At 67.1% G+C, this 26445-nt stretch carries 22 protein-coding genes and 1 pseudogene; 9 read left to right on the top strand and 14 right to left on the bottom strand.

The genetic code is table 11. From position 1 onward, the window contains the following. Nucleotides 1–114 precede the first annotated feature (114 nt). From JWS14_RS39550 to JWS14_RS39540, 3 genes are all read right to left on the bottom strand, one after another. Nucleotides 115–837, bottom strand: coding sequence for a COG4705 family protein (locus JWS14_RS39550; RefSeq protein WP_241031715.1), 723 nt, complete (start codon nt 835–837; stop codon nt 115–117). 183 nt (nt 838–1020) lie between these two features. Beyond that, complete coding sequence (locus JWS14_RS39545) at nt 1021–1725, bottom strand: DedA family protein (protein WP_206015653.1); 705 nt, start codon at nt 1723–1725, stop codon at nt 1021–1023. Then, nucleotides 1722–2636: a phosphatase PAP2 family protein gene (locus JWS14_RS39540; RefSeq protein ID WP_241031602.1), complete on the bottom strand. Its 915-nt coding sequence runs from the start codon at nt 2634–2636 to the stop codon at nt 1722–1724. The genes JWS14_RS39545 and JWS14_RS39540 overlap by 4 nt, the downstream gene beginning before the upstream one ends. Nucleotides 2637–2981: 345 nt before the next feature. On the opposite strand from JWS14_RS39540, the gene JWS14_RS39535 reads away from it, so the two are divergent. The 3 genes from JWS14_RS39535 to JWS14_RS39525 all read left to right on the top strand — a co-directional run bounded on the left by JWS14_RS39535 (nt 2982) and on the right by JWS14_RS39525 (nt 5476). After that, on the top strand, nt 2982–3359 hold the full coding sequence (locus JWS14_RS39535) for a CD225/dispanin family protein (RefSeq protein ID WP_206015652.1): 378 nt from the start codon (nt 2982–2984) through the stop codon (nt 3357–3359). 168 nt (nt 3360–3527) lie between these two features. Then, the gene (locus JWS14_RS39530; RefSeq protein ID WP_241031601.1) at nt 3528–4331 is read left to right on the top strand and encodes a hypothetical protein; all 804 of its coding nucleotides are present in this window, start codon (nt 3528–3530) and stop codon (nt 4329–4331) included. Nucleotides 4332–4495: 164 nt separating this feature from the next. Next, entirely contained in the window at nt 4496–5476 is a 981-nt protein-coding gene (locus tag JWS14_RS39525) for a VWA domain-containing protein (protein WP_206015649.1), read from the top strand. A gap of 120 nt (nt 5477–5596) precedes the next feature. Here the strand turns inward: JWS14_RS39525 and JWS14_RS39520 are convergent, their stop codons facing one another. Together JWS14_RS39520 and JWS14_RS39515 are read right to left on the bottom strand one after the other, a co-directional pair. Beyond that, nucleotides 5597–6283 (bottom strand): rhomboid-like protein, encoded by a 687-nt coding sequence (locus tag JWS14_RS39520; protein ID WP_206015647.1) that lies wholly within the window; start codon nt 6281–6283, stop codon nt 5597–5599. A 597-nt stretch (nt 6284–6880) separates the two neighbouring features. Next, nucleotides 6881–8149, bottom strand: a complete 1269-nt coding sequence (locus tag JWS14_RS39515; RefSeq protein WP_206012884.1) for an IS110 family RNA-guided transposase — start codon at nt 8147–8149, stop codon at nt 6881–6883. Nucleotides 8150–8461: 312 nt separating this feature from the next. Here JWS14_RS39515 and JWS14_RS39510 point away from each other — a divergent pair. Further along, nucleotides 8462–9351, top strand: a pseudogene (locus JWS14_RS39510) (IS982 family transposase). A 268-nt stretch (nt 9352–9619) separates the two neighbouring features. After that, nucleotides 9620–10888, top strand: a complete 1269-nt coding sequence (locus JWS14_RS39505; protein WP_206012884.1) for an IS110 family RNA-guided transposase — start codon at nt 9620–9622, stop codon at nt 10886–10888. 235 nt (nt 10889–11123) lie between these two features. Here the strand turns inward: JWS14_RS39505 and JWS14_RS39500 are convergent, their stop codons facing one another. Beyond that, nucleotides 11124–11489: a hypothetical protein gene (locus JWS14_RS39500; protein WP_206015646.1), complete on the bottom strand. Its 366-nt coding sequence runs from the start codon at nt 11487–11489 to the stop codon at nt 11124–11126. A gap of 400 nt (nt 11490–11889) precedes the next feature. On the opposite strand from JWS14_RS39500, the gene JWS14_RS39495 reads away from it, so the two are divergent. Continuing rightward, on the top strand, nt 11890–13134 hold the full coding sequence (locus JWS14_RS39495; protein ID WP_206016286.1) for an alpha/beta hydrolase: 1245 nt from the start codon (nt 11890–11892) through the stop codon (nt 13132–13134). 154 nt (nt 13135–13288) lie between these two features. On the opposite strand, the gene JWS14_RS39490 is transcribed toward JWS14_RS39495, so the two are convergent. Beyond that, the gene (locus JWS14_RS39490; RefSeq protein WP_206015644.1) at nt 13289–14098 is read right to left on the bottom strand and encodes a polysaccharide deacetylase family protein; all 810 of its coding nucleotides are present in this window, start codon (nt 14096–14098) and stop codon (nt 13289–13291) included. 546 nt (nt 14099–14644) lie between these two features. Between JWS14_RS39490 and JWS14_RS39485 the strand changes: the two genes are divergently transcribed. Continuing rightward, nucleotides 14645–15346 (top strand): MspA family porin, encoded by a 702-nt coding sequence (locus JWS14_RS39485; protein ID WP_206015643.1) that lies wholly within the window; start codon nt 14645–14647, stop codon nt 15344–15346. A gap of 1373 nt (nt 15347–16719) precedes the next feature. Here JWS14_RS39485 and JWS14_RS39480 read toward each other — a convergent pair. Genes JWS14_RS39480 through JWS14_RS39465 form a run of 4 tightly spaced genes read right to left on the bottom strand, consistent with a single transcriptional unit; the run spans nt 16720 to nt 21345 of the window. Next, nucleotides 16720–19374: an ABC transporter permease gene (locus JWS14_RS39480; RefSeq protein ID WP_206015641.1), complete on the bottom strand. Its 2655-nt coding sequence runs from the start codon at nt 19372–19374 to the stop codon at nt 16720–16722. After that, nucleotides 19371–20084, bottom strand: coding sequence for an ABC transporter ATP-binding protein (locus JWS14_RS39475; RefSeq protein WP_206015640.1), 714 nt, complete (start codon nt 20082–20084; stop codon nt 19371–19373). Before JWS14_RS39475 ends, JWS14_RS39480 begins: the two co-directional genes overlap by 4 nt. Further along, nucleotides 20084–20758, bottom strand: a complete 675-nt coding sequence (locus JWS14_RS39470; RefSeq protein ID WP_241031600.1) for an ABC transporter ATP-binding protein — start codon at nt 20756–20758, stop codon at nt 20084–20086. Before JWS14_RS39470 ends, JWS14_RS39475 begins: the two co-directional genes overlap by 1 nt. Continuing rightward, a complete protein-coding gene (locus JWS14_RS39465; RefSeq protein WP_206015638.1) occupies nt 20755–21345 on the bottom strand; it encodes a hypothetical protein in 591 nt (196 codons plus the stop codon). The genes JWS14_RS39470 and JWS14_RS39465 overlap by 4 nt, the downstream gene beginning before the upstream one ends. Before the next feature lie 255 nt (nt 21346–21600). Between JWS14_RS39465 and JWS14_RS39460 the strand changes: the two genes are divergently transcribed. Next, entirely contained in the window at nt 21601–22857 is a 1257-nt protein-coding gene (locus JWS14_RS39460) for a COG4705 family protein (protein ID WP_206015637.1), read from the top strand. A 232-nt stretch (nt 22858–23089) separates the two neighbouring features. Here the strand turns inward: JWS14_RS39460 and JWS14_RS39455 are convergent, their stop codons facing one another. Together JWS14_RS39455 and JWS14_RS39450 are read right to left on the bottom strand one after the other, a co-directional pair. Continuing rightward, a complete protein-coding gene (locus JWS14_RS39455; protein WP_206015635.1) occupies nt 23090–23281 on the bottom strand; it encodes a hypothetical protein in 192 nt (63 codons plus the stop codon). Continuing rightward, nucleotides 23278–23460 carry a hypothetical protein gene (locus JWS14_RS39450; protein WP_206015633.1) on the bottom strand — a complete coding sequence of 61 codons (183 nt, stop codon included), beginning with the start codon at nt 23458–23460 and terminating at the stop codon, nt 23278–23280. Before JWS14_RS39450 ends, JWS14_RS39455 begins: the two co-directional genes overlap by 4 nt. 1396 nt (nt 23461–24856) lie before the next feature. Between JWS14_RS39450 and JWS14_RS39445 the strand changes: the two genes are divergently transcribed. Further along, nucleotides 24857–25465 (top strand): Rv1733c family protein, encoded by a 609-nt coding sequence (locus JWS14_RS39445; RefSeq protein WP_206016284.1) that lies wholly within the window; start codon nt 24857–24859, stop codon nt 25463–25465. Between the two features lie 430 nt (nt 25466–25895). On the opposite strand, the gene JWS14_RS39440 is transcribed toward JWS14_RS39445, so the two are convergent. Continuing rightward, nucleotides 25896–26441: a hypothetical protein gene (locus JWS14_RS39440; RefSeq protein ID WP_206015632.1), complete on the bottom strand. Its 546-nt coding sequence runs from the start codon at nt 26439–26441 to the stop codon at nt 25896–25898. Between the last annotated feature and the right edge of the window lie 4 nt (nt 26442–26445).

Genomic DNA, 26445 nt, shown 5'->3' with positions numbered 1-26445 from the left:
GCGGGTTCTCGGAGGTGGATTCTCATTCCGGCCGGGGTTTTCTGGTGTTTCCCCGTTGACGGTGAGGTGGACGACATCGCGGAACCCCTCACATTCGGATGGGCGCTCAGGCGGTCAGGAAGGTTGGTGTACGGGTTCCCGCTCGGCTGCGTTCTGCTGGTGGCGCAGGTGGGTGTAGACGATCAGTGCCAGCAGGATCGCAGCCAGGACCGCCGACGATCCGACGGTGCCGAGCTCGAGACCGCCCTTGTCGTTCGGCTTGCTGAACAGGTCTCCCACTGTGGCCCCCAGCGGGCGGGTGAGCACGAACGCAGCCCAGAACAACACGGTGCCCCTGATCCGGGTGAAGTAGTGCGCCACCAGGATCAGGGCCATCAGCACACCGATCAGTGCGGCCCCGCCGGCGAAGCCGAGACCGGAACTGTCGGCGAGAAAATCCCCGAGCGAGGTACCGAGGGTGTTGGAGAACAAGATCGCGATCCAGTAGAGCAGCTCACCGCGGAAGGTGGTGATCTGTTCGACGTCGAACGTTTCTCCGCACCGGATCCAGATCACGAACACACAGGCCAAGCAGGTGATCAGCAGGAGGGCGCCCTTGGCGTAGCCGAGGCCGGCGGACCGGTTGAGGAAGTCGGACATGGTGGTGCCCGCGGTGCTGGTGGAGACGATCACGGTCCAGTAGAGCGCGGGATGGAATTTCTTCGCTTTCATCTGCGTGATCAGGCTGACGAGGAACAGGGCGATGAACAGCACCGAGGAGACGGCGTACCCGACGTTGAGGGTTTGGGCGATCAGGTCGCCGCCGGTCTCGCCCAGGGTGGTGGCGGCAATCTTCATGATCCAGAAGACCGCGGTCACCTGTGGCAGCTTCTTTATAGGTCTCCAATCCGTGCGGAGCGCACCCGCCGACACTTGTCTCCGGGCAGGCCGAGGACGAGTTCGGTGGGGAACGAGGTCGGTTCGGGAACGAGGTGGTCGGGAATGTCTTCGGTGACCGTCAAGGTCATCGGCTGGCCAAGGTCATCGGGTGAATGGTGCGCCGGGACGGGCGCACTGGCCCGCATCGCCGGTGGGCGTCGGGATGCTGTCCGGTTGAAGGACCGCGCCCTGTCCTCGACGCCGGGCCCGCAGTCCGTTGATCACCAGCGGCAGAATCGACACCAGCACGACGGCGATCAGAATCACCTCGATGTGACCGCGTACGAATGCGATTCCGCCGAGCAGATAACCCAGGACCGGCACCCCGACACCCCAGGCAATGCCGCCGATGACGTTGTAGACGGCGAAGGTGCGGTACCGCATCCCGGACGCGCCGGCCATCACCGGTGCGATCGTGCGGGCGACGGGAACGAAGCGGGCCAACAGGATCGTGCGCGGCCCGTAGCGGTCGAAGAACCGCTGCGACTGCTCGAGTTGTTTCGGGCCGATGCGCTTGGCGCTGGGCCGATGAAACACCGTGTCCCCGGCCCGCCGGCCGATCAGAAACCCGAGTTGGTCACCGACGATCGCCGCGGCCGGGATGGTGAGCAGCAGCACCCACAAAGGTGCGAACGGATGCGGCTGGGCGGCGAAGACACCGGCCGTGAACAGCAGCGAGTCCCCTGGCAGGAAGAAGCCGACGAGCAGACCGGTTTCGATGACCACGGCGCCGAGGACACCGAGCAACCCCAGGGTGCCCAGCAGCGTCGGAGCGTCCAGTAAGCCAAGTCCCAGTGCCACATTCATGCCGCGTATCCCATCGTCGTCGGGTCGCTGCGACCCGAGTGCGTGTAGTTCTCGTCCGGACTCGCAGCTCCCCGGGCGCGGGTTCGGTCCATCCAGGTCGTGTAGAGCGCCCCGCCGATCACCGCGGCGAGGCCACCGAGGAGCATCCCGCCGACCACATCACTGAGCCAGTGTTCACCGAGGTACAGCCGCGTCACCGACACCACCACGGTCACCGCCGCAGCCAGCACCAGCAACAGGGCACGACGGGCCGGCGGCAGACCGTACCCGAACATTAAGGCGGCCATCGTGAACAGCACCATGGCCCCGGTGGCATGCCCGGACGGAAACGAATGGTCCGTCTCGAGCAACACCTGGGACACGATCGGGGGGCGAGCGCGCCCGACGACAGATTTCGTCACGGTGGAGGCCAGTGCCGCCGCACCGGCGGTCCCGATGAGAATCAGCGCGGGGATCGGTGAGCGGGCCCGCCGGGACAGCACCGCGCCGATGGCGACGGCGAGGATGATGGTGCCCGCCGGCCCGCCGGCATCGGTCACCGCGATGGCCGGTCCGGTCACCCAGTCCGATCGGTGCCCGGTGAACCAGCCCAGGACTGCCGGGTCCGCACCGGTCAACCAGCCCCCAGCCCTGACCTGATAGGCCAACGCGACAAGCACCGCCGCCAATCCGGTGCACTGCATGGCGATCGCCGCCGCGGCCTGACCCCGGCGATCACCTTGTAGGCTCCGCCAGACCGACGCACCCAGGAAGATCGCCGCACCCCCGGCCACCACGACCAGCACGAGCGTCGCGGCTCCGCCCTGATGGATGTCGGCAACCACCTCGTGGGCCCGGCCGACCAGGTTGGCACGAACCGATGCATCGTGCGCGGACGCCAATGACACAGCGGGCTGTACTACTTCACTCACACCCGCAGTATCAGAGTCGGCCGCTGTGGAGCCGCTGAGAGCGGGACGACGATCACACCCGGCCAGCCCGGGAGGGCGAATTTCGGCACGAGGAAGCGCCCGGCCAAGGGACGTTCCTCAGCCGCAACCCGACACCGATGGTGTTGCGGCCGCAGAGAAACCTTCCGTCCCTGCTGGGACAGGCCGGGGCAGGAAGTGTGACTGCGGGTCCGTCACCGCCGCGGTCTGCCGCCCGAGGATGCCGGTACCTCGTTCGCAGCTCTCAGCCAATCCTCAGCGTGGCAGACGTACCGTCGGAACGGGTTTCCTTATGACGGATGCCCTTATGACGGATACGGAGTCACCATGGTCAATCCAGCATCCGAACCTGCGCCGGACGATCGGCCCACCCGAAGCGTGCCCGCCGCCGACGCAGCCGCGGTCCCATCGGCCCGGGCGAGACCCATCAGCAATGCCGGCTGGGCGGTGGCCTCGTTGCTGTTCTTCTGGCCGCTGGCGTTCTCGGCCTTCCACCACGCGTTCGAGGTCTACCCCCGTTGGGCCGAGGGCGATATCGACGGCGCCGAGTACGCCTCCCGCCGGGTGCGCAAGCTCGGGCAACTGTCGCTGTGGATCTTCGGCGGCTTGCTGCTGCTGGCGATCGTCCTCTACGCGATCGCCGCGATTGTTCTGATCGCGCACGGCGGCGAGGGAGGCGACTGGCACCACCGCATGCGCGACTGACCCCGGGAGAAAATACTCTGCGGTGAGCGATGGACTTTCGTGCATCCTTCGAGCCGAGGGAGCGAGGGTGCCCAACGCTCCCCCGACGGCCCCGAGCAGAACACAGAGAGTCCGTCTGCGCTAGCCGCTCTCAGCGTCTCCACAGCACCCGAGCACCAGACTGGAAGAGTGTCCGGCACTGTGCCCCTCGTTCAGGAGATGGTCACCGAGGTCGTGACCGAGACCGCGACGATGGAGATCGCTCTTCCGGTCCTCGGGATCGCTCTCGCGGTGTTCGTCGCCGGTATGGTGGTCGCCGGGTCCGGGCAGGCGATCGGGTTGCGCACCGCGGCGTTGGCCCTGGCGCTGGGCATTGTCTGCGTTCACATCCGCGACGGTGGTTGGCTGACCGGTGCCGACCGTTCCATCACCTCCGTGCTGGCGGCCCACCACAGTGCAGGACTCGATCACTTTGCGATCGTGGGCGTCGCGCTCGGCGCCCCGGCGGTTGCGATCGCCGTGGCCGCGGCGATCGGGATGGTCCTGATCCGGCGCGATTGGCCGGCGCCCGCTGCGTCGATAATGCTGGGTGCGGTGATGGCCGCCGTGTTCGCGGGCGCGGCCCTCAGCACCGTGCTCGGGCCGGGCCGGGCAGTTGCCGGGGTGTGGCAGCCGGTCGACACCGGGAACGCGGTGCTGGCGAATCTCGCCGGGACCGCCGCGGTGCTGGGTATGGCGGCGGTGATCGCCGGTATCGGCCGCAGCCGTAACCTCCGGACGCTGCTGGCCGCCGCCGTGGTGATCGGCGTCGTCGCTCTCGCCGGTGCACGTCTGTATGCCGGAGTGCCCCTGACCGGGGTGGTGGCGGGAGTGCTGGTCGCGGCGATCTGTCTGACGGTGGGGCACGCACTGCTGGCGGCGTTCGCCTCTCGGGTGCCACCCGGCCCTCTCGAAGCGGCTTCCGAGCCTGGGTTCGTACCGGCTGCTGGATGATTCACCGGAAGGGGTCCGCGCTCACCACACTCGGCCCGAGTTGCGGCAACCGACTGTGGGCAGGTGATGATGGTGCCATGCCGATCGTCGGTCGGTTCGCGAGATTTTCGAGCCGATGATGACCTCCGGATCCGCCGGGCGGTGTCAGATGCCGGAGGTGAGACATGAGGTTCTCCGCTCTCGCGACACCGGGGTGGCTGGTGTTCGCCGCCGTGGTCGGCGCGCTGTCGATCGGTTACGTGTGGGTACTGCGTCTACGGCACAAATACACTCTGCGGTTCACCAATCTGGAACTACTCGAGACCGTCGCACCGGCCCGGCCCAGTTGGTCGCGGCACATCCCACCGGCTTTGCTGCTGGTGGGGCTGCTGCTGCTGACCGTCGCGCTGGCCGGACCGTTGGCGCAGACCAGGGTTCCGCGCAACCGTGCCACGGTGATCCTCGCGATCGACGTGTCACTGTCGATGCGCGCGATCGACGTGCCACCCTCGCGGCTGGCCGCAGCCCAGGCCGGCGCCAAAACGTTCGCGGACAGCCTCACCCCCGGCATCAACCTCGGACTGGAGGCGTTCGCGGGGACGGCGTCGATGCTGGTCTCACCGGTCACCGATCACACCGCGACCGACAACGCCCTCGACCATCTGCAACTCGCCGAACGGACCGCGACCGGGGAAGCGATCTTCTCCGCCCTCCAGGCGATCGACACCCTCGCCGGTGTACTCGGCGGAGGCAGCACGCCGCCGCCGGCACGGATTGTCCTCGAATCCGACGGCAAGCAGACCGTGCCCGCCGACCTGAACGATCCGCGCGGCGCGTTCACCGCGGCCCGTCTTGCGAAGGAGCGCAACGTCCCCATCTCCACCATTTCCTTCGGCACCACTGCCGGTGCGATCGACCTCAACGGCAGCCACATCCCCGTCCCCGTCGACGACGAGTCTCTGCGACGGATCGCGGAGTTGTCCGGTGGCTCGTTCTTCACCGCGACCAGCGCGGACGAACTGCAAGCCAGCTACCAGAATCTGCAACAGCAGATCGGCTACGAAACCCACCTCGGCGACGCCAGCCGTCCATGGCTGATCCTCGGATCCATCCTGATCGCGGCAGCGGCCGGCACCGCACTCGTTCTCCACCAACGCCTTCCCTGAACACGCGGACCGCTGCGATCCACACACCCACGGCACCGTGGTCGGTGACCGGATAACAGGGCACTGCAGTGTCGAAACGGCACTCCACTCGGCGTGCGGCGCGCGGCGATCCATCCGGATTCACGAGACCGCCCTCATTCTCCGGACACGGCGGACCGCCTCGACCGGGGACCACGTGCCCTTGCGCGAGCGGACCAGCGGATAGCATCCCAGACCGAGAAGTGCCGCGGTGAAGTGCCCGATCGCCGTGAAGTTCAGGTCTATGAAAAGCGGGACGGCGAAGAACGCCAGCACAGCTGCGACGTAGAGGTAACGCCAGGGCGGGGCAATGCGGTAGGTCAACACCGCGATCACCCCGGCCAGTCCGTAGCTGACCCCGATATCGAGGGTGTCGACCGCCGACGCGGGGGCGTGGCCGTGGCGAATGGCCCAGTACAGCACCCCCTCACTGAGGTAGGTCGCGCCGACGTGCCCGATCACCACCACACACAACCACCGAAGTGTCCCCAGCCAACGCTCCGCCGGGACGTGGAAGATGTTGAACGAAATGAAGTAGGTGATCCATCCGCCGCCGGCGAGCCAGAAGGCACTCGAGATCAGTACCCGAACGGGATCCTCGGCAAGATGATGCAAGTTGGTCGATCGATTGCCCAGTACCCGGGCCAGGTCGTCCGGCGGCAGGTTTTTCATCACCACCGATGTCACCAGCAGTATCGCCAGCCAGATGTAGGTCCCGGGTGCCCGCCGAACGTACGTCCACGCTGCCCGCGGAAGGGATCGCAGGCATGAGGAGATGGCGGTGTCCATCGACTCAGTGTGCACCGGATCGCCCTGGGGTCGCTGAACCGGAGTGATAGCTCTGTGTGTCGATCACGCGTCAGACCCAGGGCGCATCTGATGGCGGGGCCCGCGTCGTATGCGTTGCTCGACCGCGGCGGTGAGACCGGGATCGTGCCCGTGCTGCCCGGTCGAGGCCACCGTCTCGGAGGCCGCAGCGATCATCACGTCCGACGCATCGGCGGGCAGCATCTCGGGTGTCCTCGCCGACAGGCTGGATCACCAACTTCGGCATCAGTAGCGCGTAGAGGGCGATCCCCACCTCGGCCACCCGGTTAGATACCGCCAGAACATCAAACAGGGCGACCGCGGGTCCGAACATCCACGTCCGCACCGGTATCCGATTCTTGATCCGCGGGTGGCTCGTCAGCGTTGCGGTGAGCCTGGCTGTGGTCGGACAAGGGCGGGCGCTTCTCGGACGGTGCAGCTCTCTCACTGCGATACCTGCACGGCTGCGCGATTCGCCTAATCCGAAAATGAGGTGACCTTGCTCGTGGTGCCGGCACGCGGGTTGTCCCGGCGGAGCGCAGCGGAGCCGGGAAGGTCGTGGTGGTGTTGTTGTGCGGGTCAGGCGGCCGGGGTGAGGGTGACGGTGTAGCCGAGGGCTTCGAGTTGACGGATGTGGTTGCGTTTCTTGGTGTCCGGGTTGATATGGCGGGTGTAGTGGTCGGGGCCGAGGTCGTGGAAGGTGGTGTGGTCGTCGGAGAACAGGTGCCAGACGATGACCAGGATGGAGCGACCGACGGCGACGATGGCCCGTTTCTTACCGCGTCGTCTGGCGATGCGCCGGTACCGGGCGCCGAGGAAGGTGTCGGTGCGGCCGGCCACGACGGCGACCTCACCGAGGGCCCGGGCGAGGTAGCGGTTGCCGTGCCCGGTGGCACCGTTGCCCTTGGACTTGCCGGCCGAGGAGCTGATTCCGGGCGAGAATTTCGCCCACGAACACAGGTGCCCAGCGGTCGGGAACCGGGACATGTCCACCCCCACCTCGGCGAGAATGGCGGCGGCGGCGACGGGACCGATGCCGGGGATCTCATCCAGGCGTGCCGCCGCCGATCCGAAAGGGGCCAGCTGCGCCTCGATCTGCTCGTCGACCGCGGCGATGTCGGCGTCGATCGCGTCGATCCGGCCCAGCATCCGGGCCAGCAGGAAGGCATGGTGGTCGTCGAAGTGCCCGTTGAACGCCTCCTCGAGCCGGGCGATCTTCACCCGCATCCTCGACCGCGCCAGCTGGGCGAGGACCTTCGGGTCCCGTTCGCCGGCGATCAACGCGTCCATCATCGCGCGTCCAGATACCCCGAAGATGTCCGAGGCCACGACGGAGAGTTTGATGCAGGCGCTCTCGAGGAGTTTTTCGACCCGGTTCTTCTCTGCCGTGCGCGCCCCGACCAGATCGGTGCGGTAGCGGGTCAGGTCCCGCAGCCGGCGGATCGGCCAGGGCGGCACGAAGCTGGGTCGTAGCATCTGCCGTTCGGCGACCTTGCACAACCAGACAGCGTCGAGGACATCGGTTTTGGGCCTACCGGGCAGGTGTTTGACGTCGCGGGCATTGACCAGCCACGGATCGAGGCCGTGCGCCTCCAGAAGATAGAACACCGGTTTCCAATAATCCGACGTCGCCTCCATCACCACCCGCTCGACACCCAACTCGACCAGATGATTCGCCAGCTCGGTCAACGCCCGGGTCATCGTCGAGTGCGTGGACACCTCCTGCAACCGTTTCTTCCGTCCAGCCTCTGCCGGGATCCGGACGCAGCACACCACCTCCGCCTTGCCGATATCCAGGGCCGCGACCCGGGCGATGATCTGTTCCTCGTCGTGCGATTCCACCAGCATCGTCGTCCTCTCCTCACCGGCGCACACACCGATTGATCAGGCGTGGTCACCCGTGGGGATCACCGGGGTGAAACGGAATCTAATCCTCGTGCTCGACAACGACGGCAACAGTGAAGGGCCCACGGCGTGATCCCCAACGCCCGGCTAGATGACGGCCTCGAAGAACCATAGGGGGACGGCGTCGACGGGCGACCACCACACCATTTTCAGCCTGGAACGGGCGTCCCACCAGGGACAATTTGGCTAGATGGTTGATTCCTTGAAGGTGTGTCACTGCGGGGGTGGTAGGCGGAGGGTTTCCAAGATCAAAGCGTGACCAAAGAACTGGAAACCCTCCTGACCGAACTGTATGTGCTCATCGACGATCATGTCGTCGAACCCCGCACCGGTCGGGGTCGGCGGCCCGTGCTCAGCGATGCCGAACTGCTCACCCTGGCCGTGGCACAGATGCTGCTCGGGTTCGATTGTGAACGCCGGTGGATCCGGCACGCCCACCACAGCGTCGAGTTGCGTGCCCTGTTTCCCTACATTCCCGGACAGTCGGACTACAACAAACGTGTCAGGGCGGCACGAGGGTTGCTGTGCAAGGCAATTCAGACGCTGGCGCGGATCTCACCATCCTGGTTCGACGACCTGTGGATCACCGACGCCACCCCTGTGCCCTGCGGGATGTCTCGTGAAACGGTGAAGCGATCGGACCTGGCCGGACACGCCGGGTACGGCTATTGCGCTTCCCATTCGCGCTTCTACTGGGGGCTGAAGCTGTATCTGGTCTGTGCGGGCGACGGATGCCGATCATGTGGTGCCTGGCGAATCCGAAGCTCGGTGAGCGTGAGGTGGTGACCGCGCTGCTCGAACGCGATCATCACCTGATTCGGTCGGGGCAGATCTTGCTCGCCGACAAAGGCTTTTCCGGCGCACAGTTCGCCGATACCACCGCCGCGATGGGTCTGAAGCTGCTACGCCCGGACCGTAAGGACGAAACGTACAAGAACGGGAATCTCGGCGGGGTGCGGCAGTGGATCGAATCGGTCAACCACACGTTGAAAGGGCAGCTTGGCCTGGAGGAACACGGTGGCCGTACCACGCACGGGGTGTTCGCCCGCGTCGCCCAGCGTGTGCTGGCGATGGCCGCCGGCATCTGGCACAACTGGAACATCGGCGCCACTGCCAAGCGATCATTGATCGCCTACGACCACTGATCCGTTCAAGGAATCAATCATCTAGCCAAATTGTCCCTGGTGGGACGCCCGTTCCAGGCTGAAAATGGTGTGGTGGTCGCCCGTCGACGCCGTCCCCCTATGGTTCTTCGAGGCCGTCATCTAGCCGGGCGTTGGGGATCACGCCGTGGGCCCTTCACTGTTGCCGTCGTTGTCGAGCACGAGGATTAGATTCCGTTTCACCCCGGTGATCCCCACGGGTGACCACGCCTGATCAATCGGTGTGTGCGCCGGTGAGGAGAGGACGACGATGCTGGTGGAATCGCACGACGAGGAACAGATCATCGCCCGGGTCGCGGCCCTGGATATCGGCAAGGCGGAGGTGGTGTGCTGCGTCCGGATCCCGGCAGAGGCTGGACGGAAGAAACGGTTGCAGGAGGTGTCCACGCACTCGACGATGACCCGGGCGTTGACCGAGCTGGCGAATCATCTGGTCGAGTTGGGTGTCGAGCGGGTGGTGATGGAGGCGACGTCGGATTATTGGAAACCGGTGTTCTATCTTCTGGAGGCGCACGGCCTCGATCCGTGGCTGGTCAATGCCCGCGACGTCAAACACCTGCCCGGTAGGCCCAAAACCGATGTCCTCGACGCTGTCTGGTTGTGCAAGGTCGCCGAACGGCAGATGCTACGACCCAGCTTCGTGCCGCCCTGGCCGATCCGCCGGCTGCGGGACCTGACCCGCTACCGCACCGATCTGGTCGGGGCGCGCACGGCAGAGAAGAACCGGGTCGAAAAACTCCTCGAGAGCGCCTGCATCAAACTCTCCGTCGTGGCCTCGGACATCTTCGGGGTATCTGGACGCGCGATGATGGACGCGTTGATCGCCGGCGAACGGGACCCGAAGGTCCTCGCCCAGCTGGCGCGGTCGAGGATGCGGGTGAAGATCGCCCGGCTCGAGGAGGCGTTCAACGGGCACTTCGACGACCACCATGCCTTCCTGCTGGCCCGGATGCTGGGCCGGATCGACGCGATCGACGCCGACATCGCCGCGGTCGACGAGCAGATCGAGGCGCAGCTGGCCCCTTTCGGATCGGCGGCGGCACGCCTGGATGAGATCCCCGGCATCGGTCCCGTCGCCGCCGCCGCCATTCTCGCCGAGGTGGGGGTGGACATGTCCCGGTTCCCGACCGCTGGGCACCTGTGTTCGTGGGCGAAATTCTCGCCCGGAATCAGCTCCTCGGCCGGCAAGTCCAAGGGCAACGGTGCCACCGGGCACGGCAACCGCTACCTCGCCCGGGCCCTCGGTGAGGTCGCCGTCGTGGCCGGCCGCACCGACACCTTCCTCGGCGCCCGGTACCGGCGCATCGCCAGACGACGCGGTAAGAAACGGGCCATCGTCGCCGTCGGTCGCTCCATCCTGGTCATCGTCTGGCACCTGTTCTCCGACGACCACACCACCTTCCACGACCTCGGCCCCGACCACTACACCCGCCATATCAACCCGGACACCAAGAAACGCAACCACATCCGTCAACTCGAAGCCCTCGGCTACACCGTCACCCTCACCCCGGCCGCCTGACCCGCACAACAACACCACCACGACCTTCCCGGCTCCGCTGCGCTCCGCCGGGACAACCCGCGTGCCGGCACCACGAGCAAGGTCACCTCATTTTCGGATTAGGATTTGCTGGCTCCGATATCGTCGAATAAGGCCTTTTCAACGATCAACCGATCAATATCGCCCGACCCGCTCTTGGTCGACCCCTCGCCGCGAAGAAATCCATGCCCCCCAACCTCGCTGACGGTATCTCGGTTCAATGCGGATCGGGCGCAGGGCGGACTGCGACGCCTTCGACCCCAGTCTCTTTCTGGCCACCGCAGCGCATGACGACGGTGTAGGAGCTTCCTGCAGGAAGGCTGGTGAGCGTCACAGTGTGAGTCTTATTCGGCGCCAGACTGGCCTCTTGCGAAGCGATTGACCTTTTCGATTGATCCAGCACGCCGACGTCACAGTCTCGCGCGGTGTTGTCGCCCTTGGCGGTCACCGTCACCTTGCCCGGTCCGCCGACTGCGGTCATCGTCGCGTCGGCCGATGCCGCTCCCGCTGCCAGCGCGGCGAGCGTGGCGGCCACCACGATTGCTGCGAGCAGGCGTGAGCCCCTCTTGACGGTCGTGTTCATGTTCATGATGGTCAGTCCCCACAGTTCGGGGCGGCCATGAAACCGTCAGAGAGGGCACCTCTCGACCGATGTCGTCCTGGCGTAATCGTGACCGTCGCGTGGATGTCCGGGATCCGCGGTGGCGGTTCGAGGGCAGATCGAGGCTCGGTCCACCTTCATCGTAGGCCGGGCCCTCACAGCCGAATCCGAATTCTCAGGAACGCCACAGGTCGACGGCACCCCCGCGACCGTCCCGGGTGTCCTCACACCATTGGCGGAAAAGCGGTCCGGGACGGTGGGGGCTACGACCCGTAGTAGAACGGTTGGTAGCGAGATCTCAGGAACTTCAGACATTCTGCAGGAGCACACATTGACCGATCTGTCGTTGCTGTCGGGGCCGATCCCGCTCGTGGTCGCCGCCATGGGCGCGGCGGGCGGTGTGTGGTTACTGACCGGGCGGGCGGGGTGGTTTCGGCGCCGGGCGATACCGCTGTGCGCAGCCGGGGCAGGCGTACTCACCGGTTGCCTCTGGTTCTGGGTGGAGCGGGTGTGGCGTCCACTTCCCGACCCGATACCCCTCACCGTCTACCTGTGGACGGCCCTCGCCCTGTGGGCGGTGACGTTGCTGGTCCCCCGCATCCTCATCGCCCCCCGCCGTGTATGGGCGGCGGCGGTGTCGGTGGCGGCCGCCGCCGCGGTGGTCGTGGCCTGCGCCGTACAGATCAATCTTTTCTTCGCGGCCTATCCCACGGTCGGCGCAGCCCTGGGGTTCGAGCATGTGACCCGCATCGACTTCCAGGCAGTTCCCCCGCTCACACCGACACCGATCGCGGGCCTGCCCCTCGAATCCGTGTGGACGCCACCGGCGGACATGCCGCGGGCGGGCAAGATCACCTCGGTGAACATACCCGGGGACCATTCCGGGTTCCACGCTCGCCGCGCCGAAATTTATCTTCCGCCCGCCTATTTCACCGAACCGCGACCGCAGTTCCCGGTTCTCGTGTTGCTGGCCGGTCAACCCGGCCAACCGAAAGACTGGCTCACCGGAGGCAGGCTCGGTACCACCATGGTCAACTTCGCCCGCGACCACGGGGGGCTCGGACCAGTCGTGGTGGTCGCCGACGCAACCGGATCGACCTGGGACAACCCGCTCTGCGTCGATTCCCCACTCGGCCATGCCGCAACCTACCTCGCCGAGGACGTGCCGGCGTGGATCAAAGCTCATATTCAGGTCGACCCCGACCCGGGCGCATGGGCCATCGGCGGACTGTCGCTGGGCGGAACCTGCGCGCTGCAGATGGCCACCAATTACCCCCAGACGTATCCGACGTTCCTGGACCTCTCCGGGGACCCCGAACCCACCCTCGGTGATCATCAACGCACCCTCGACGCCGCGTTCGGCGGCAACCAGGCCGCGTTCACTCGGGTCAATCCCCTCGATCTGCTCGCCGAACACCGCTATCCCGACTCGGCCGGTGTCTTCGTAGTCGGTAGCGACGACGAGGAGCTCAAACCGTCGATCCGCAAAGCCTGTGACGCCGCCCGGCTGGCGGGGATGGACGTGACCTACGCGGAGGTTCGCGGCGGCCACAACTTCGCCGTGTGGTCGGCCGCACTCTCCACTGAGATGGACTGGCTGGCCACCCGGCTGGGGCTGACGTCCTGACCACCGTCGCATCGGACGCCGGGCGCGCACCCCAGACCTGGACTGCAACGCGCAGGTGCCGGTGGGTTGGCGCCGGCCGCGGTGTGGGGAGAGCAGTGCCCGCCGCGGTGCCGGGATCTGGGTCCTGGATCGCGGAATGGGGCGGATCCCGGGCTTACGGCTTGATGAATACGTCGTTGAGGGTGACGGTGCGCAGGTTTCGGCTCCGGATGATCTCGACGAGTTGCGGGTAGACGTGGGTGACCGGCAGATAGTTGAGATGCCCGATGACGATCGCCTGCGGGGTGAAGTACTGGTTGGCCATCTTCACGATGTAGTCCTCGGTGATCAGCGAGGAATCCGACAACGAGCCGTACCACAGCGTCGGCACCGTGTAGCCGAGGTCGGCGGCCACGGAATCAACGGCGGCATTGTGTTTTCCGTACGGCGGCCGGAAGTAGGGTGCGGCGTCGACGCCGTACGTCGTTTTCAGGAATTTGTGGTTCTTGGTCAGTTCGTCGGAGATCCGACTCTTCGACACGGTCGTCAGGTCCGGGTGGGACCAGGTGTGGTTGCCCAGCTGGATCTGACCGCTGTCGACGAGTGGCCGCAGGAGAGTGGCGTTGTCGGTCCACGAGTCGTATTGGCCGTTGACGAAGTAGGTGAGACGGACCCCGGTGTCCTTCGCGAACTGGGTGTAGAGCCGGACCACGTCGCTGCTGACGCCGTCGTCGACGGTGAGCGCGAGGAGGTCGCCCTTGCCGGGCAACGCCGTCAAGGTGCCCCCGCCGGGCAACGGGATACGGGACGCCGGGGGCGGTGGTGGAAGTGCCGTCGGTGGCGGGGATGCTGCCGGCGTGGGTGCAATGCCCGGATCGGTGGGGTCGGGCACGGCGGTACCCGGGGTTTCTGCGCTGCTGATGCTGCACCCGGCCGCGCCGGCAACGGTTGCCGCGGCGAGAATGAGAAATTGGCGTCGATCCACGGCCGCATTATAGGGGTGTGCGATGAACGTCGATGGTGTGCGGCGCGGGCTCCACGGGTGGCGCTGAGGGTCCCGCGTGTGCCGCCGTATCGGTTGCGGCGGAACACGCATGAGTCGAGTCCCATCGGGCGCCTTTCACGCTGAGATGCAATTTTCAGCCCAGTCCGATTCTCAGCGTTCCTTCAGCAACGAAGGCCTACGCTTCCTCAGCTCGCGTGGACACCTATACAAGCCGCGCTGTCCTTCGCCGCACCCTGGGTGCGAGCGGTTGAGGTGAGTCGGATCCGCGTGTGCCCGGACCATGCGCACTGTGCCCTTGTGCGGGTGGTTGCCGCCGATGTCCGATATCGGGCATTGTTCCGATAGGACCGAATTCCGTTGCCTATCAACATCTTGTTCGATCAACGGTCCGCACGCCGTGCCACCGTCGGGCGCAGGAAGCGAGGTCGTGAACTTCTGATCAATACTGAGATTCTCTGCGCCCCCTGTGGTTACGCTTCGCATACTTCTTCATCTCTGATTTGAAGCACTCTGAATGGGGTCGGTATGACGGACATCAGCACATCTCGCTCTGGATACAGAGCCTTCACCCGCGCAGCCGCAGTCGCAGGAATTGCCGTGCTCGCCATAGTTATGGGGAACGGAACCGCCTCGGCCGGCGTCGACAATTCCAGCTCCGTCGTCGACGCGAGAGGCAATCGGGTCGAAGTCCTGCAGGGTGATACCCAGTATCAAGTGGTCCCGCCGCTGGACGGTGTTCCCACCAGTGTCGAGTTCTTCCACAACGGTTACGCCGGGGTGAATATCACCGGCCCGAACGCGGCGGAGTTCAAGGGCACCAAGCTCACCGTCGGTTACCAGATCGGTTATCCGATCGCGTTGAGCGGGGCGACCATCGTCCTCAATTCACCCGGGCTGGGGTTTGTGATCGGTTCGAGCAACGGGATCAACCTGGGGATCCTCCCCGATCCATCACTGAGCCTGAACGCGGGCACCAACGTCGGACTCGCCGGTGACATCATCCCATCGCAGGAACTCGACATCGACCTGGCGCCGGGCGGCATCACCACCGTCCCGCTGCTGGAGAACCAGTCGTTCGACGGTCCGGCGGCGTCGGTGCGGATGCAGGGAGTTCACGGCTCCATCTCCGGCGCGCTCGGTGCGGTCACCATCCGGCCGTACGCCACCGCCGTGACTTCCAGTGGTGACACCGTCACGACGTACGGTGTGCCGCAGAAGCTCAACTAAGCGCCTCGCCGCCCAGTGACCCGTGGTCCTGGGACGGAAAAGAGAACGACAACAGCTGGCCGACGCGACGGTAGTCGCGTCGGCCAGTTTTGGGTGGGCGCCCGGACAGGGGGTGCGGTCACCGCAGACAGGTCGAGTCGCCGGTGTGAGCGACGATTTCACCGGTTGTCGAAGAGGCGTTGAACGACAGCCGTTCCTCCGACGGCCGCAAGCAAGAGAAGCAACATCATCAGCACATTGATCATCGATGTCTCCGATAGCAGGTTTGCCCGATCAGGGCCATTCGGTTGCCCGTCAACCTACACCGCTGCAGCGCTTACCCTTTCAAGCTCGGTCAGCACCGCAAATACGGCTACAACGACACAGAGAACCCGCCTGATGGTATGACGCGGGTGCTGTGAAATCGCTGAGAGGAGACCGGATTGTCCGTTGTAAGGCAAGGATCGACGGCGCATTTCATCGGTTCGTCCGTTGTGACGGCAGATGAATCGGATCAGCACAGCTCGTCAGGGCTGTTCACTATCGACGATCGACAGAACCCCTGGTCAGTTACTGCACGACACCCGCAACGGTCGGCGCATCGCTTCGGGCGCGGTGAAGACATCGCGTCGGTTCGGTCGAATGGCCTGCGGATTCTCACGTACCGGCAGGTAAGCGCGGCGTGACCGGCCGCCCGCGTGGACCGGCCCTGTCCCAGAAAGGGGAGGTTCGGCAGCCCGATCGTGGCGCACGACGGTGAACCCCCGCGCTGGCACAGGGGGTTGCGATAGCGCGGATTTCATCGGCACGCTGAATCCGAGGTCAGCAATTTGTGCGCGGAGTATGACCCGACGCCGCTGAGAGAATGCTGAGAACTGAGATGTGGCTGAGAAGAGGGGAATTCGTGACTGTCCGCCCATTGCACGTGCGTAGGATTGCGCGTGTGCTGCAGGTCGCTGCAACCGATACGGCGGCACGTCGGCCCCCGTTCACTACCCCCATCGGTGGCGGGGGCCGTTTTTGCGCCTCACCCCGCACTGTGGCGGTGCACGCCAATTCCGCTGGTGCGGTGTGTAAGCCGGATCCGACCAACGACAGTCTCGGTCACCAGCGGCGCGGACCTCATCGACGGCCCCGTCGGGCGGAAATCAGCTTCAGGTGTGGTGTTGCCCAGGCCCGGCGGATCCACTAACTGCCGGTGGAGAAGTCTTCGGCTCCGGTAGCTGGGGTCGGAACCCGGGCTCGCCCTGGCAGGTGAGCGTCCGGTGGAACACGCCTCGATCAAGCGCGGGGCGGGAAAAGCCCCGGTCGACCCTTCGTTACCCGGGTGCGGCGGTCCGGCACCGTGCACACCCTGAGACGGTCGCAGCCTGTCGCGCGGCCAGCCGGGTCGGCTATTCGCGGAGCACGCTGATCGGATAGCGGGCGGCCGTGTGCGCGGCGGCGGTGGTGACGGCGGCGATGGCTGCGGCCGTCGCCGCGGCCACCAGGGTCAGATAGGCCCAGGGCACCGTGAGTGTCGCCGGGGGTGGGTCGAAGACCCCGGACAGCACCGTGACGAGCAGATGGGACAGGACGACACCGCCGATTACCCCGAGTACTGCCCCGCCGGCGGTGACGACGGCGGCCTCGGCGAGCACGATCGACGCGGTGTGACGCCGGGTGCCGCCGAGCGCGGTGACAATGGCGAAGGTGCGCCGACGCTCCGCGAACCCCGACGCCAGCATCAACGCCGACCCGGCCGCGGCGAGGACCGCGGCGTAACCCAGTTCGAGTCGGGTCAGCCCCCGCAAATCGACGGAGGTGAGTGTGGAGCCGACAGTGCCCCGCACCGTGGTGATATCGGTGACGGTGGCGCCGGTACCGACCGCATCGGACACCGCCTGGCGAACCGCCGGGGTGTCTGCCTCACCGGTATCGATGAGGAACGCGCCGACCGCCGGGTTCGCGGTCACCTGGGTGAGGTAGGCGGCGTTGGCAACGAGGAAGCTGTCCTTCGGTGCCGTCGGGAACTCCTTGACCACCCCGATGAAGCGGAACGGCATGGTCTCGAATGTCGTCGTGGCGGCGTTCTGGATCCGCAGCTTCACCGGGTCGCCGGGGGAAAGTTGGAAGTCCGCCACGGTTTCGGCGCCGACCAGAACCCCGTCCGGTTGGGCAGCGAGGCGGTCCATCAGTTGTGCGGCGGTACCACCATCGAAGTAGCTGTCCTGCAGCAGCGCCGCTCCGGTGATGGTGGTGGGGTCGACCCCGTACAGGTCTTGCAGGTCCGCGCCGACATAGGCGAAGCGGTGTTGGAGCGGTTCGACATCTCGGACGCCGGGAATCCGGCGCAGTTCGCCCGCGAGGTCCGGTCCGATGGTGGCGGTGGGAGGTTCGGTGACGGTGACGTCGGCGCCGTTGGTCACCCGGGCGTCGACCTCGGCCTGTTGCCGGTAGGTGCTGTTGAACACCGCGGTCGAGAGGGCGAACATCCCGGCCAACGCCACGACCGCGACCGACCGGGCGAGTGCGCGGCGATTGCGGGCGAGCATCGCCGCCACCGTGCTCGACAGCGGGCCCGCCAGCGGCCCCAACAGTGCTGCGACGAACCGGCGGCCCCTACCGAGGGTGAGATCGGCCAGTCGCAGTGTCAGCAGAGCTGTCCCGATCCACAGCAGCCCGGGTCCGGCGAAGGCCCAATAGCTCACCGACAACGCGGTCACCCCCTCCGGCGCGAGCACGAGGGCGTACCCGGCGCGGCTGGTGACCCGGTAGACGGCGAACGCCGCGGCCAGCGCGAGGAAGTCGACCCCGGCCCGCCGCCACAGCGGGCGCCGGGTGCGGCCGATCGCGGCGCGGGCAGCGGCCGCCGTCGAGAACCGCAGATCACGCAGGGCGGGAGTGAGAACGGTGACCGCCGTCAATACCACACCCGCCGTGGCGGCCGACAGCAACCAGGACAGGGACACCGGCGAACCCAACACCGCGCGGTCGACGACGATGCCGGCCCCGGCGCCGACCACACCGCCGATCAGCCCCACCGCCACCGCCTCGGACCCGGCCACAGCGGTGAGCTGCCCGCCACCGGCACCGCGGGCGCGCAACAACCCCAACTCCTGGCGACGGCGCGGCGCCCCGTCGGCGGTGATCACCGCGGCAAGGACCGCGGACAACGCGACACCGGGCAGGCCCAGGAACAGAAACAGCACCTGCGAATACAGGGCGTCCTGGCGGGCCGCGTCGAGGGTGGCGCCGAGGTTGTCCCCCACCAGTGCGGCGCCGGCGAGGGTTGCCTCGAGGTTGCGGGCACCGCCGATGTCGGCAGCGTAGGCGGCGGCCGGATCCGGGGGCAGATTCCGGTCCCGGGCGACATGCACCTGCGCACGCACCACCGCCGGATCGTCCCGCAGCCCGGGGGCGAAGAGGGCGTCGAACTCCGAGATAGGCAGCAGCAGCACATTGTCCGGGGGTGCCTGGGGCTGCGCGGCGGCCGGGGCGGCGACGGTCTGGAACAGTGAATCCGCCTGCGGCAGATCCACCACCCCGGCCACCGTCTCGGCGGCGGTGGCGCCGCCGGGCACCCGGACGGTGATCACCGACCCCACCGTCGCCCGCAGATTCGATGCGGTCTGCTGCGCCAGCAGCACCCCGGAGTCGGCTCCGCTGAGGGTGCGGATCGTGCCGGGAAAATGCTGCCGGTACTGATCCGGGATACCGACTATGACCGCCGGCCCGGTGCTCACGGCGCCGCCCCCGCTGGTGGCGAAGAGCCCGGCGCTGTCACCGAAGTGGACCGGGTCCGCCACCCGAACCCCCGGATAGGACCGGATCTGATCGAGGACGGTGCCCGGATCGGCGCCGGGCTGCACCTGGATCTGCCAGTCGACGGCGACCGCCCGGGTGGCCCGGTCGGTCATGGTGGCCTTGGACGCGGCGAGGAACCCGCCGAGGGCGGCGAGGAGACTGACCGCGATCGCGATACAGGCGGCGGCGCCGAGGAGTCTGCCGCGGCGGCGGCGCAGCAAGCCGGTCAGCCACATCCCCGCCAGGGCCAGACCTGTGCTCATGGCGTGGGAGGGACCGGGGTGGTCGGTGACCGGATCTGCAGGCGGCCGCCGCGCATCGACCACCGGACCGGGCAGCGCCCGGCGATCGTGTCGTCATGGGTGCTCACGACCAGGGCGGCGCCGAGCATGTCGACGGTCTCGAACAGCACGTCGAGGACCTCGGCGCCGGTGCGGTGGTCGAGTTGCCCGGTCAGCTCGTCCGCGAGGACGAGTCGCGCGGTGCCGGCCAGCACGCGGGCGAGCGCAACCCGGTGCGCCTGCCCACCGGACAGTTCCTCCGGAAGCCGCCCGGCCAGCGGTTCGAGCCCCAGCCGAGCCAGCGCGGTCCTCGCCCGCGCCCGCGCCGCGGTGTCCGAGCGGCCGGCCAAAACCTGAGGGAGCGCCACGTTTTCGGTGACATCGAGGGCCGGAATCAGGCTCGGGGCCTGAAAGACCACCCCGATGCGGGTGCGGTCGCGGCGGGGATCGGCGCCCAGCCCCGGCCAGGAAATGTGCCCCGCGCTGGGGGCGTCGAGGGCCGCGAACAGGTGGATCAGGGACGATTTCCCCGAGCCGGACGGGCCGGTCAGGGCGATGCGGGCACCGCGGTCGATGTCGGCGCTCACCGAGTCGACCGCCACCCGCGCGGTGCGCCCGGACCCGAAGACCCGGCTCAGATCCCGGCACCGCAGCACCGGCCCGGCTGCGGCACTGCCCGGCCGGGTGCTCATCACAGCACCCGGCCGTCGACCAGTTCGATCACCCGGTCCGCCCTCGCCCGCACCGCCGGGCTGTGACTGGCGACCAGCACCGCTGCCCCGCGCCGGCACCACGCCCGCAGGAGTTCGAGCACCGCATGTTCGGACGCGGGATCGAGCTCCCCGGTCGGTTCGTCGGCGAGGACCACGGCGGGATCGTTCGCCAGGGCAACCGCCAGCCCGGCACGGGCCGTCTCGCCCCCGGACAGCGAGGACGGATACGAATCGGGCACCGCTGCGAGCCGGAGCCGCGACAGCAGATCAGGCACCGGCACCCGGCGGACCGGAGCAACCAGTCGGCGTACCAGGCGCACGTTCTGGGCTACGGTCAGGTGCTCGAACAGGTTGTCCTGCTGAAACAGCACCCCGATGTGGTCGGCGCGGAGCCGGGCACGGACGGTCTCGGGTCGATGGCTGAGCGCTTCGCCGTGCACGCGCACCATCCCGCCGTCGGGCTCGTCCAGGCCCGCCAGACACGCCAGCAGCGTGGACTTACCAGATCCCGAGGGGCCCGCCACGGCGACCATCTCACCCCCGCGAACCCCCAGCGACACTCCGCGCAGCGCCAGCGTCTCCTCGCCGGCGGCGCGGTAGAACCGGTAGAGCTCCACGGCGGTGATCACCCCAACCCCGGGGTCGGCGGTCACGAGGTCCACCGGAAGGAATCGGTGACCGTGCGCCACGGATCGACGTTGTCCGCCCCGACCGGAGCCGACATCGTCAAGGTCACCAGCTGGCCGTCGCGGAAGAACTCGTACCGCTCCACCTCATCCGTGACGGACTTCCCCGAGACGGGATTGGTCGGCCCGGCGATCCGGTAGGTCGCCTCCACCGCAGTGCCGGCCGGCCGGGTCACCGACGTCACGGTGCCCGCCACATATCCGGCGGCAGAAGCGAACTGCTGATCGACGTCCTGGTGCACCGCGGTCTCGGACGGGGCCGTCGCCGCGAACCGTGAATCGACGGTAATCGCGTTCAATTTGTCGGTGAACGTCACCGCCGGCCCCGCCGCCGTCATCGCCCACCCCTCGGGCACCGTGACCGCGAACCCGGGAAACGGGGTCACCTCGACAAAGGCCTGATCGTCCGGAATATCGCCCGGCGCAGCCACATCCGGTCCGGGAGTGGCAGGGCCGCCCGCACCCGAGCAGCCGGTCACCAGGGTCGCCGTGACAACAAAGAGGGCGGCACCCACCGACAGCGTGGCCACGCAACGATCTCGTGCGCTGATCATCGATGCCTCCCATCTGCGGTGCATCCACCCATCAGGGTGCGCGGACGATGCTGTGGACACGCTGAGAACCATCCACCGACGTCCCACCCAGTGGCAGCAGGCTGAGCAGCTGTGGAACCCGCCAGGCGCGATGTGTCGGGCATGTCAACCTGCGCCGACAGCACGACGGCGTTGCCGTGCTCGTCCCCCTTTCGTCCGGTCGCCGTCACCGACTCTCAGCGTGCCTTCAGCAAGATCCCCCTACGGTCAGGGGTCATGACCGAGTCAACGAAGTCTGCTTCCGCCACGACCCGGCGCGTGATGCTGAGCAAGGTCCCCGAGATCACGGTGTGGTTCTGGATCATCAAGATCCTGTGCACCACCGTGGGTGAGAGCTTCGCCGACTGGATCAACATGACCTTGGGACTGGGTCTGAACACCACCGCGCTCATCTTCACGGTCGTCCTCGTCGCGGTGCTGGGATGGCAGCTGCGCCTGAACCGGTACGTGCCGTTCGTCTACTGGCTGGCGGTCGTCGTGCTCAGCGTGACCGGCACCCTCTACACCGACATCCTCACCGATTCCCTGGGCGTCCCGCTCGCGGTGAGCACCAGCGCCTTCGCGGCGGTCCTGGCCATCGTCTTCGGTGTGTGGTTCGCCCGCGAGCGGACCCTGTCGATCCACAGCATCGTCACCACGCCGCGAGAGGTGTTCTACTGGCTCGCCGTACTGGTCACCTTCGCCCTGGGCACAGCAATCGGTGACTGGGTACTCGAGCTCACCGGCTGGGGACCCGGCATCTCGGTGCTCCTGCCGGCCGGGTTGATCGTCTTGATCGCGATCGGCTGGCGACTCGGCGCGAACGCCGTGCTCTCCTTCTGGCTGGCGTACATCCTGACTCGCCCGCTGGGTGCGAACCTCGGCGACTGGCTCGCGTCCCCGTCCACCGATCACGGACTCGGCTGGGGTACCGCGCTGACCAGCGTGGTCTTCCTTCTCGCGATCCTCGCCACCGTCGTGTACCTCACCCTCACCCGCAGCGACGTCATCGAAGAGAACGAACGGACCTTCACCGCGACCGTGACCACCACACCGGGCCGCGAGCGGCTCATGCTCGGGTACTACGCCGTCATCGGCGTCGCCACCGGCGCCCTGCTCATCTGGGCCGCCGGGCAGCCGCACGAAACCATCGCGAGCGAGGAGGAAACCGGCACCGACCCCGTCACCACGACACTCACCCCCGGGCAGGTGACAGCACATTTTCCGGCGGCAGAGATCACGAAATTCCGCACCATCACCCAGGACACGCTCGCGAAAGTGCAGGCCGGCGACCAGACCGGCGCGACCGCCCGGATCAAGGACCTCGAAACCGCGTGGGACGACGACGAGGCGACCCTACGCCCCCTGGACGCCACCGCCTGGACCGTCCTCGACGGGCGGATCGACAACGTCCTCAAAGTCATGCGGGCGAGCACACCCGACCCCGCGGCCGAGAACCAGACTCTCACCGCACTGTTGACCGAACTTCAGTGAGCAACCGCCCAAAATCGGGCATGTAGGTCGCGGCTGTCATCATGCACGGACCTGGGGAAGCGAGCTCTGGCACGCGAAATTCGCATTCAGACTGTGCAGGGTCTCGATGTCCGTGGTCACTCATGGTTTGTGCGCACCCGGCCGACGCCATCGTCCGCCGCCGCCGCTGGCGGCGTGAATGCCCGTTTTCGCTGACAGCCGTTCGAATTCTGGGGCAGATAGAAGCACGATTTCAGCGTCGGTACGAGGCCCAGGACATCGCAATTACTACATATGCGAGCAGCATCGCCAGCAGTGCCACGACGACCAGGACCACGCGACACAACGTCACTTTCCTTGACCCGCCCCGCCCCCGAACGCGTTGTCTCAATTCCGGGCCGTCCGCGATGCGAAGGAGGTCGTCGCCGCTGTCCTTGATGCTCATCGTTTCCCTACTACGGCGGCGAACCGGGTGGGCGCGGTCCGGTGTTCCATTCTGGCCCAGGCCGCCTCGGCGGAGAACGGCCCGAATGTGCAACACGCCCCATCGTGGCGGTCCACCTCGACCACCCAGTACTCGGTCACTTGGACGGATGCTGCGGCGTCGACGGCGGTGTCAGTCATCGGTGATCCTTTGCAAGAGGGAAGCCTCGCGATTGTGTCAAGGTCCAGTGTCCACCGACCTGAGCGTGCAGGGCGAGGGATCGGTACCGACACCGCCCCACAGAGACGAGGATGCGCACATCCCCCGGTACGGCCGACAAGTCGATCCCGATCCACGCCAGCGCACCCTCCTCGTTTCCGCTCATGGCTCAGGAACCGGGCGAACCGTCCGTCGACTCCGACCGCCGCTTGTCCAACCAAAAGCTCGGCGGAGCCGGCCTTCCCGCAGCCCGCAATGATCGACATACCTTCGGTCCCCCCACTCGCTCGGTGCGGTACGCCCACCGCAGCCTGCGGCGCCGGACACTGGAGACCACCGAGTCCGCCCAAACGTCGATATCGAACAGCCGTGGCGCGGTGACCGCCGCGCACGTGCCGATGCACCCACCTTCTCATCCGGTCAGTGAGCCGGTCGCCGATCTCCCGTACCGCCGCCGGATCGCGCCCGCATCTGCCCCTCGGCCGCGACCGGCTCCCCCGACAGGCACCCGTGTCGAGGCGCGCATGCGCCCACTTCGAGGTTAGGGATCTGGAAGTCATGCCCGCGTTTCCCGGGGCTCGGCGACCGCGACGATGCCGACCCACCGCCCCCAACAGCCCACCTCCGCCGGACCTGGCACATTGGCACACCCTCACCTCGCCCCGGTCATCGTATCGATCGACATCCGCAGTCATACCGCCTGATGATCGGAGCATGTCATCTATGCCCCGGACCGGTCGCCGTCTCGGCCGCGGCACGAGGGGCAGGGGCCCTCACACCGGATTCGGGGCCGCTCAGTCCTCGACAACGCCGCCGCCGCCGCAGCCGAGCGCCGCGGGCCGCCGAGTCCAACAATCGCCGCGGCGACGGCGACCACTGCGACCTTCCTGCGCACTGCGCGGTGACCGCGGCGAGTATCGAGGGTGGCCTCGTAGCGGTCGCTTCGGCCTCCACGGCGCGCGATGACGCGTCCGGAGTAGCAGAGTCGTCGCGTGCGGTAACCCACCAGAAAAGGGCCACGGCAGGGGCAATTCAATCAGTCGCACAACACTTTCCGACAATCTCGATGCGGTATTCGGATGACGACTCTCGTCGCACCTCAACGCCCGATACCCACCGTCGCCGGGGGCTCGAACCTCGCAACAGCCTCCGCTGTCCCCGCCCCGACATGAGCGGGGACAACGGACAGCGATGGCTTCGTGCGGCGAGGACATCGACGGACGATCTCGCGATTGCGTGGCTCGCTCATCGTGCACCGCCCGCAGCCCCGCCTCAGGGTTGGAGGTGCCCACAACCACCAGACACGGGGATGCGCCGCACCCGATTCCGTCGCACAATTAAAAAGGAGAGAAACGCAATCCCGCCGGAGGACGGATGATGCGTCGGGAGGAACCAGCACCGGCACCCACCCCGATCCGTTGGTGGCGACTCGGACCGTGGAGCCGCAACCACCTGATGCGCCGGAGCGACCGCTACGAGGCCACCTTCGTGCTACTCGCCGCCACGCTGATATTGCTGCTGATACCGTTCGCCGCGGCATACGGAACCGCCACCCACACCCGGCTGGAACAACAAACCCAAGCACAGCGCACCAGCCTGCATCAAGTACCCGCAGTCCTGCTCGAGGACACCCACCCCACACCCGACACCCCCGATGACGAACCTCGACCCAGCCACCGCCAAGACAGTGCCCGAGTCCGCTGGTCGACGCCCACCGGGGACCACACCGCCGTCGTACCCACCGAAGCCAACGCGACGGCGGGGCAGACCATCACCATCAGCGTCGACACCGACGGCAACCTCACCGGCCCCATCCGAAGCAACCGAGACGACACAGTGGTGGCCGTGACCGCCGCATGCGGAGCATGGGCCCTCGGCTCCGGCGGCATCGCCGTCGTCCCCGCACTCGGACACGCATTACTGACCCGGACCCGGATGCGGCAATGGGCCCGCGAGTGGACCCGGATCGACACATCACCGCGATAACCCAGCACCGGAACGACCCACCGGCGGCACCAGCGAATCGACAATCAAATCCCGCCATGGTCACCCGTCAGGCCGCGGCCTCGGCACCTGCGGGTTGGCTCGACCCGATACCCGATCAAGACGCCTGACGCACTGTCAGGTGCGCGGAGTGCAATCCGAATGGATCGACCACCTCACGTCCATCGTGCCGGACACCCTGATCCAGCCAGGCCTCCTCCCCCTGCCTGTCCCGGCTCTTCCATTCCGAGTCGTTCGTTCGCCGCGGCCCGACCCCCCGGGCACCGACAGTCCGGCGCCCCCACCGGACTGTCGGTCACTCAACCGGGACGTCGCCGAACAACATTCGCGCAGTCCGCGGGCGGCCGCCGGCCGGCGAAAGGCCGAGCAAGTGGTCGTCGTCTCCGCACGAGCGACGACGACCCGGTTGTTGCTAGCCGCCGAGCCCGCCGAGAAGACCGAGCAGATCATCCAGGCCCAGGTCACCGAGGCTGCCGGTGCCGCCCGGGGCCGGGGTCCCGGTCAGGGTCACCTGCGCGACCGGGCCGAGCTTGACGTACGGGTTGGTGCTCGCGCCCTCCTTGCACTGGGTGATCACCGCGTAGCTGCCCGCCGGCAACTCGATCGAGGTACCCGTCGCCTCACCGCCGGTGAAACCGGGGTACTTGATCTCGTCGACCCGGGTGGTCTTGTCGTAGACCGCAGCGTCGAAGGGGAAAATCTGCGCCTCACAGTGATTGAGCGCCTCGGTGGTCGCGATGTCGTGGAGGACAACGGTGATGGTGGTGGCGCTGTTGGTCACCGTCGACGACCCGGTGACCGTGGCCGAGCCGATGGCGGGGTTCGCGACCAGGGCGAGAGCGGAGAATCCAGCGATCGCGCCGGCACCGACTTGTTCAGCAACCGCACGGTTACCTGCGAAATCTGGCGGGCTTCCTCCGCAGCGTTCATACCCCAAAGCCTGCGCTCCCCCGGTCACCTCA

The sequence above is a fragment of the Rhodococcus koreensis genome (assembly GCF_017068375.1).
GTDB lineage: Bacteria > Actinomycetota > Actinomycetes > Mycobacteriales > Mycobacteriaceae > Rhodococcus_F > Rhodococcus_F koreensis.
Note: the sequence above shows the minus strand (reverse complement) of the source record. Positions and strands in the feature narration are given on the sequence as shown.

Bases quoted from the DNA above. Each gene is read 5' to 3' on its own strand.
- JWS14_RS39550 (WP_241031715.1), bottom strand. From the start codon at position 837: ATGAAGATTGCCGCCACCACCCTGGGCGAGACCGGCGGCGACCTGATC.
- JWS14_RS39545 (WP_206015653.1), bottom strand. From the start codon at position 1,725: ATGAATGTGGCACTGGGACTTGGCTTACTGGACGCTCCGACGCTGCTG.
- JWS14_RS39535 (WP_206015652.1), top strand. From the start codon at position 2,982: ATGGTCAATCCAGCATCCGAACCTGCGCCGGACGATCGGCCCACCCGA.
- JWS14_RS39525 (WP_206015649.1), top strand. From the start codon at position 4,496: ATGAGGTTCTCCGCTCTCGCGACACCGGGGTGGCTGGTGTTCGCCGCC.
- JWS14_RS39520 (WP_206015647.1), bottom strand. From the start codon at position 6,283: ATGGACACCGCCATCTCCTCATGCCTGCGATCCCTTCCGCGGGCAGCG.
- JWS14_RS39515 (WP_206012884.1), bottom strand. From the start codon at position 8,149: ATGCTGGTGGAATCGCACGACGAGGAACAGATCATCGCCCGGGTCGCG.
- JWS14_RS39505 (WP_206012884.1), top strand. From the start codon at position 9,620: ATGCTGGTGGAATCGCACGACGAGGAACAGATCATCGCCCGGGTCGCG.
- JWS14_RS39500 (WP_206015646.1), bottom strand. From the start codon at position 11,489: ATGAACACGACCGTCAAGAGGGGCTCACGCCTGCTCGCAGCAATCGTG.
- JWS14_RS39495 (WP_206016286.1), top strand. From the start codon at position 11,890: ATGGGCGCGGCGGGCGGTGTGTGGTTACTGACCGGGCGGGCGGGGTGG.
- JWS14_RS39485 (WP_206015643.1), top strand. From the start codon at position 14,645: ATGACGGACATCAGCACATCTCGCTCTGGATACAGAGCCTTCACCCGC.
- JWS14_RS39480 (WP_206015641.1), bottom strand. From the start codon at position 19,374: ATGAGCACAGGTCTGGCCCTGGCGGGGATGTGGCTGACCGGCTTGCTG.
- JWS14_RS39475 (WP_206015640.1), bottom strand. From the start codon at position 20,084: ATGAGCACCCGGCCGGGCAGTGCCGCAGCCGGGCCGGTGCTGCGGTGC.
- JWS14_RS39465 (WP_206015638.1), bottom strand. From the start codon at position 21,345: ATGATCAGCGCACGAGATCGTTGCGTGGCCACGCTGTCGGTGGGTGCC.
- JWS14_RS39460 (WP_206015637.1), top strand. From the start codon at position 21,601: ATGACCGAGTCAACGAAGTCTGCTTCCGCCACGACCCGGCGCGTGATG.
- JWS14_RS39455 (WP_206015635.1), bottom strand. From the start codon at position 23,281: ATGAGCATCAAGGACAGCGGCGACGACCTCCTTCGCATCGCGGACGGC.
- JWS14_RS39450 (WP_206015633.1), bottom strand. From the start codon at position 23,460: ATGACTGACACCGCCGTCGACGCCGCAGCATCCGTCCAAGTGACCGAG.
- JWS14_RS39445 (WP_206016284.1), top strand. From the start codon at position 24,857: ATGCGTCGGGAGGAACCAGCACCGGCACCCACCCCGATCCGTTGGTGG.